At 42.2% G+C, this 6,606-nt stretch carries 8 protein-coding genes and 2 pseudogenes; all 10 read right to left on the bottom strand.

The window, feature by feature from the left end; translation table 11 throughout:
* The coding region (locus FU659_RS34235; RefSeq protein WP_187274604.1) for a hypothetical protein at positions 1-392 on the bottom strand (392 nt) is incomplete at its 3' end.
* 182 nt (positions 393-574) lie between these two features.
* The gene (locus FU659_RS34240) at positions 575-889 is read right to left on the bottom strand and encodes a DMT family transporter (protein WP_147951630.1); all 315 of its coding nucleotides are present in this window, start codon (positions 887-889) and stop codon (positions 575-577) included.
* Positions 889-1,230 carry a DMT family transporter gene (locus FU659_RS34245; protein WP_147951631.1) on the bottom strand — a complete coding sequence of 114 codons (342 nt, stop codon included), beginning with the start codon at positions 1,228-1,230 and terminating at the stop codon, positions 889-891. The genes FU659_RS34240 and FU659_RS34245 overlap by 1 nt, the downstream gene beginning before the upstream one ends.
* A gap of 22 nt (positions 1,231-1,252) precedes the next feature.
* Positions 1,253-1,831, bottom strand: coding sequence for a TetR/AcrR family transcriptional regulator (locus FU659_RS34250; protein WP_147951632.1), 579 nt, complete (start codon positions 1,829-1,831; stop codon positions 1,253-1,255).
* Positions 1,832-1,956: 125 nt separating this feature from the next.
* Complete coding sequence (locus tag FU659_RS34255; protein ID WP_147951633.1) at positions 1,957-2,910, bottom strand: ABC transporter permease subunit; 954 nt, start codon at positions 2,908-2,910, stop codon at positions 1,957-1,959.
* Positions 2,911-2,914: 4 nt separating this feature from the next.
* Positions 2,915-3,976, bottom strand: a complete 1,062-nt coding sequence (locus FU659_RS34260) for an ABC transporter permease subunit (RefSeq protein ID WP_187274605.1) — start codon at positions 3,974-3,976, stop codon at positions 2,915-2,917.
* A 218-nt stretch (positions 3,977-4,194) separates the two neighbouring features.
* On the bottom strand, positions 4,195-4,626 hold the full coding sequence (locus FU659_RS34265) for a DUF6157 family protein (protein WP_147951635.1): 432 nt from the start codon (positions 4,624-4,626) through the stop codon (positions 4,195-4,197).
* A 55-nt stretch (positions 4,627-4,681) separates the two neighbouring features.
* Positions 4,682-4,870 carry an HAD family hydrolase gene (locus tag FU659_RS34270; protein WP_147951636.1) on the bottom strand — a complete coding sequence of 63 codons (189 nt, stop codon included), beginning with the start codon at positions 4,868-4,870 and terminating at the stop codon, positions 4,682-4,684.
* Positions 4,871-5,380: 510 nt separating this feature from the next.
* A pseudogene (locus FU659_RS39505) lies at positions 5,381-6,078 on the bottom strand (ISL3 family transposase); the annotation flags it as partial.
* A 270-nt stretch (positions 6,079-6,348) separates the two neighbouring features.
* Positions 6,349-6,606: pseudogene (locus FU659_RS36670) on the bottom strand (hypothetical protein); the annotation flags it as partial.

Below are 6,606 nucleotides of genomic sequence, written 5' to 3' on the forward strand. Positions count from 1 at the left end.
CGGAAACCGTGCTTACAGCTAAAGAAAATGAGAGAATGAGCGGAATGATGAGCTGTAAAGCTGATTTCCGCGTTACGGAAGGCCAAGTGGCCCGTCAGCGATGCTGTAAGCACGGAAAACGTGCTTACAGCTAAAGAAAAAGAGAGAATGAGCGGAATGATGAGCTGTTCTACCGGCTCTGCCCCGATGCTATGATAACTAAGCACGGGAATGGCAATCTCGTGCTTTGGCTTAACCGCGATGAAACTGACTGTGGACGCGGATGCGTTAAGGTTCATTGGTACGCAGCCGACAATCCCTGCGCATAAAAGGGCGATTGCCATTGCGAGCTTCCTTCTTATTCCCATTCGAACCTCCGGTGGATACACATATTTACCTCTCTGCCTCTCCATCGGCTGTTACAAATATGCAAGGACAAACGACTTCATCGCCCTTTAAGAGACGAGGAGTTTATCAAAGTAGATGCGAAGCAAAAGCAAAGATACTTTCTTATGCACTTAGATTGTGCGACTGTGAGGCGCAAAAAAACCGCCCATTCAAGAGCGGTAACATGTATAAATAACCCTATTCATTTTTAAGAGATTAATTTCAATCCAACGGCTGCGCTTAACACCATCATAATAAACAAAATCCGCTTCCAATCTTTTGATTCTCCATAGAACAGCATCCCCGCGACGGCACCACCTACTGTTCCTATTCCCGTCCAAACAGCATAAGACGTACCCATTGGAATGGTTCTCATGGCTTGACTCAGTAAGGCAAAACTCATGACAATCCCCACTATAAATAGAAGATAGGCCTTTATGTTTTTATGCTTATTGATTTGGTTCATACCGACAACCCCAACAACTTCGAACAGTCCGGCAAATAAAAGGAATACCCAGCCCATTATGCGGCAGCTCCTTTCTCTTCCGGTTCTTTTGTGACAAATTTCAGGCCAAACACACCCGATAACAGTAACAAAATAAGCAATACTTTCATTAACCTAAAAGGTTCTCCGAATACAATCATTTCCACCAGGACCGTCCCTGCTGTCCCCAAACCGGTGAATACGGCATAAACCGTACCAACGGGCAATTTTGTGGATGAACGAATAATTAAATGAAAAGATATATACATGGCAACAATCGTTACAATCCAAGAAATCATCGTAGTCGAGTGTTTTAATCCGGCAACCCATATAACTTCAAATAAAGCTCCGATAAATACGAATATCCAATTGCGGCTCACTTGATAGTTCCTCCTTACGGTATTAATTTTTCAATCCGCGCCAGTAAATAAACCAAGAAGCATCGATCCTTTTAAGCGAACGTTCAGAACCGCCGAATAACAATTCAACGAACATCCCATCCAGCAGGGCCATAAATGCGGCATTCGCACGTTCACTGCTGATAGTGGGACTTATACTTCCTTCAGATAGTCCTTTTTCAAATACAGGCATTAACAAAGCCTCCATTGTATCTAAATAATGATAACCATAATTCACGATTTCACTATACAGATGTGTAGGCGGAAAAAAGGCCATTCGCAAGAAAAACTTTGTGTTTCTATCTTGTTCATATCTATCTTTATACCGTAAAAGAAAACCATACAGAAATTCATCAATGGAAAGATGAGGATTAGATTCAATATAAGCAGCAACAAAGTTTAATTCTTTCGTTAATACATCTTTAAATACATCAAGGAAAAGGTCGTCTTTCCCTTTGAAATGAGTATAAATGGACTGTTTTTTTATCCCAACGTCATTAGCAATATCGGCCAGTGATGCTCCTTCATAGCCATTATTGGCAAAATGTGTGAGTGCAGCATCCTTGATTCGCATAATCGTCATTTACATTCACCCTTCCGAACGGTCGTCAGTTAATGTACCACATTCTTTGTACGTTTTCAATTATTTTTCGGTCGAGGAACCTCCAATGGATGGTTTCCCGACCTTTAATCCCTATGATGCTGATCTTACATAAGTTGACGATCCTTGCCGTAACGATATTTGAGTTGAGTCAAGAAAAATTGAAGCGATAAAAGCAGCAAGGCAAAACTACCGCCAACACTTAAAATTATCCAAGGATAGATCCGTATATAACTGGATCCATATGCGATGAGAGAGCTCCATTCGCCTGTTAATGTAATGTTAATGAAATAACCCGCCTCATCGCTGCCGAGTGTTTCCGTGCCGCCAAGCACAATGTGAAAGATGGCCAATTGCCCTATTAAGAAGAGCACCTGCATAAACTCACTGAGGAAAATAAAGCTCAATTCATTTCTCATACACGGCAATAAGTGACGAACCGTTCGGTGCAGAACTGAGCCTCCCATGATGCGCGATGCTTCAATAAATAAACGCTCATTATAATACTTTGCCCGGTTCGCCACTTGGTAGGCTAGTGGAAATATTCCGATGAACGCTATCAATAGGATAAAGATCCAAATAAACAGCATCCTATAATGCGGGTCGGCTTTGATCCCCCAATCGAGCCTTAATCCATAATAGATACCCGCTAAAGGCGGAAACAAAAAAATAAAAGCCGGAACAGAGGAAATAACCCACTGCAAGGAATGTAAAATACCTCTTCCTTTTCCTGTAAGTCCGCTCCATAATCCCCATGGCAATGCAATTGCAAAACGAAGCGCCGTAAGAGCTAGAGCTGTGCCCAGGGTATATTTTAGGCCGTTCAGCAGTAAACTGAGCATATCAAATCCACGATGATCGGTTCCAAGCAGAAAGGTATGGTTAGGTTCGAAGGGTGGCTTCATATATCTGGTTTTCCCATCCTCTTGATACGGAATCATCGTTATTTTCTGATCTGGACCAATACCATGGGGCTTTAGCCAACTGCCGAAAATGGCTGCTAATAAGATTAGAATAATAAGTCCTAACGAACAATAATAAGTAATGGAAGAACGTTTCATTCTCTTAAAAAACCTCCCGTGTGTGCACAACAAACCGTTTTCGCAGCAACGCATACAATAAATGAAAAATCATTGCTATAAGAGCCAGCATCATGCAGATAAGCGACATGGAAGAAACGCTTTGGACGATCGGAGAAATGATAAATCCACCCAGACCGAAGATCCCGCAAACGGCCTCCGCAACAGCCATGCTGGCTAATGCCAGCGTAGTAGCCTTGGGTAACACAGTTAACAAATCCTCTACGATATTGCGGAGCACATGCTTACAGAGCACTTCTCGGCGAGTCAAGCCTTTGGCTAATGCGGTTGTCACGTAATCCTGCCCCAATTCACGCATGATTGCAATGCGCATTGTACCGTAAATCGTCACGGTAGGAATGAGCGCTATGGTCAAGAAAGGGATTAGGAATGGTGTCCTATTGCCCACCTGTACAACTAGCATGACATAATGACCTACAAACTTGGTTACATAAATGGCTCCCAGCTGAATCAAAATGATGAGGAAAAAGTCAGGTAATCCTACGAGAAGAACATGAATGCCATCTATGACTTTCCCTAACCCCCTCCAATAGGAAGCAGCCAGCGACATGAATACACTGAGCAAGATAGCCAGCAGTAAGCCAGGAATAAAATAGGTGCATGTGCGAAGAATCATGTTGGGCAGTTCCTGAGTAACAGGGATCTGCTTCTTGTTAAACGGACTGCGAAAATGCCCAAAATCACCATGGAGAAAGCCCGCCATTTGCTCTTTTACCATAAATCCATAGTACTTCCATGAGATGACAGGGTGATCCAACGGAACACTATTGACACGAAACACCCCGGAGATCGTATTCGCCGTTCCAATAAAAGCTTCTACTTTTCCGTAAGGTACGGACAAAATCCCTGCTTTCTCATTCACCACTTGACTACCCGGCAATTTAGCAGCCATCTTTTCCATACTCGTACTTGGTCCGATCGTGACACGAATCTGATCCGGCATAGCGGATACAAACAAGCTGCCTACGTTACTCAGAAAGAAAACGCATACAAGAGTAAAAACTCCCAGAAAAGTCCATCTCATCATCAACTTCAAACAGTGCCACCTCGCCTTTATATTTACCCATGGTTAATAAACTATTTTCATAGTTTACCACGAGCAACTTGGGAGTTCCATCCATATTTTCAACAAAGAAAAGAGGCTGTGACCTGCTAGCCTAAGCTGCTTAGCCAGAACCTCTTTTTAAACTCCGTCCAGCATTGGTTTGATGTGCGATTCCATTCGAAACGGGTATTGATGACCCATCAACCGCGGGTACTTCGCATGGCGTATACAAGCTGCAGACCCTCTTCTTTGCTTTTGCCTGCATCCATAAATTGTTGATACTCCTCAGATTCCATCGCGTAAATGGCAATCTTCCCTTCTTTATCGTAATGAACGCCCCAGCCATATTTTTTGGGCAGCATGGATGCTCTTAAGCAAGGGTGATTTCTCTCGAAAAGCTCCTGCCATATTTCATCGCCGCGAGCAGCAATCTCGTTTTTGGGGATTTGCTTATGCAAGAGATATACCTTGTATATCAATTCTTGTTGCGTAAACGCATAAGGATGCTGCGAAAGCAACTCATATTGAATTCTGTGCGCTGTTTTGCTTTCCTTCTTTTCAAGGGGGACTATTCCCATATGAACGGGACAGTCTGTTGCCACCTGAACAAACGTATTTACATAACTACCCATGAAGTAATATCTCCCTTCTCCAGCTAACTAATTCCATTTATTTATCGTATATTTGTTAATTATCTGCCTGTAATCTCCTCTCGATATATCTGGCCACACCATCCTCATCATTGCTTTGAACAATCAAATCTGGAAGCATCCGAATATCCGGATGCGCATTCGCTACAACAACTTTATATACCCCAGCGTTAAACGTCCCCAGATCGTTTAAATTGTCTCCAAAAACAGTTACTTCTTGCCGTATGGAACTTTTAAAACGGGCACTAACTGTCGGATTTACAGCGGACTATGTGCTCATGTGTCCTTTGTTGCAAGTCCTTAAACTTTTCTTTGTAGTTGTCATTTTTTAATATCTCCTTTTCTCAAGAATTATCTTTTTTAGATTTCTATCTTCTACCAATTTTAAACAGATGGTTTATTAAGGAGTTCTACTTTTTCAAATAATTTTAACATAAAACCAATATATCTTAAATCAAATAACCTCCCGTTAATGCTGCATCGATAGCCTACAACTTTATTTTCACGGTCTAATACTTTATTTTTCAGAAAATATTTTATTTTCCATTAACACCAATCAAGATGCACCACACCTGTCCTGGTAATATATGAAATAAAATCATTCTGTCTTGTCTTGAGCTGGATAATCAATCTTAATTTGATCAATTGAATCATATTTGGGAGTTTCAAATAATAATTTGGCTAATGATTTTTCATGTCTTATTTTGGGTATTCGGATTTTATGGTGGAAAAGGGCTTATAGCTCGCCCTTCTCCAATTTCTCTATCAAGGTGGAAATATCGACGCCACGCAGGATTATTTCTCCTGGTTCACGAACGACCCCAATAGGTGGCATTTTAAACATCGGGAAGTTTTCTTCTCGAAGCTCATAACTATCTAACTGCCGTTGATACTTAGGCTTTCGTTGCTTCGCAAGACCTTCTGTAAAAAGCATTTTATCTCGTAGAGCTTCGAAAGAATATCCTCTACCTATAAACGATTCATAACCCGTACGAGGCTATTCAGTGACTCCGTGTAGGCGTTTGTAATGCGATGGTCGAAGTAAGCGAAAATTTCATCTTCCCAATTCTTCATAGCCTTTGTAAGAGGATCAATAGCATTTTGGAGTTCCTTTGGTATCTTTGCCTTCCAATCGTGGTATTTGAGGAAAGCCTTTTGTCTGCTGTCGCTGTCCCATATATCAAAGTATGAATCCTTTATCTCATAAGCAACGCCAAGCGAAGGGTGGTTTTTCGTCCACAGGTCAAGCGTAATCTTATCCATCTCTGTAAGGTCTTTATGGCGTTTGAGCAGAATGAAACGGTCGTCCATAAGTCCACGCCGTTCCTTTGGTGATAAGTCCTCTCTAAGCTGTTTTCAAATGGTTTCTAACTCTTGGTTAGCCATACGTACAACGTGAAATTTATCGACGATGATTGTTGCTTTCGGCAGTACAATCTTGTGTTTTATAGAAATCCGGATTTTGAAAGGATGCAAGCTGCCTAATTCGGTTAATTGCGCCATCGGAAACCGCGTAAGCGTCCGCAAAACGGCCTGCGTATCATCCACATCCGGATTTGTAGTGCTGCTTTCAGAAAATCCCCATCCTCCTGCGAGGTGAACAAGAGTGTTCCCTCCCCCCTCCCTTAGATCTCTTTGCTGAAGAGTAAGTAAATATTGAGCAGCATGCTGAATCGCCGGATCTTCTGTCGTTAGTCCCGCTTCCTATAGCCGTGTCCCATACCGTAGAAGGAACGTTCTGAAGATGGGCCTCATGGTGGCGCTCGCATAACTGCTTAGAGTACCGTCCTGTACTATATTTTGCAGCATATAACGCTCTGCTTTCTTAATTGCCGCTTTAGAGACAGGATTGGTTGGCCAGCGTTTGGAAAATACATATAACCAACGCCCCTTTCTATCAAGTCTCCTGTGTTTACGAGTTACAAATAAGTGAGTGATGTCCGGCGCGGATGGCTGCCTAAG

Source organism: Paenibacillus sp. N3.4 (genome assembly GCF_008017805.1).
GTDB lineage: Bacteria > Bacillota > Bacilli > Paenibacillales > NBRC-103111 > Paenibacillus_E.

Coding starts and splice junctions, on each gene's coding strand:
- FU659_RS34240 (WP_147951630.1), bottom strand. CDS start 889: ATGGGCTGGGTATTCCTTTTATTTGCCGGACTGTTCGAAGTTGTTGGG.
- FU659_RS34250 (WP_147951632.1), bottom strand. CDS start 1,831: ATGACGATTATGCGAATCAAGGATGCTGCACTCACACATTTTGCCAAT.
- FU659_RS34255 (WP_147951633.1), bottom strand. CDS start 2,910: ATGAAACGTTCTTCCATTACTTATTATTGTTCGTTAGGACTTATTATT.
- FU659_RS34260 (WP_187274605.1), bottom strand. CDS start 3,976: ATGATGAGATGGACTTTTCTGGGAGTTTTTACTCTTGTATGCGTTTTC.
- FU659_RS34265 (WP_147951635.1), bottom strand. CDS start 4,626: ATGGGTAGTTATGTAAATACGTTTGTTCAGGTGGCAACAGACTGTCCC.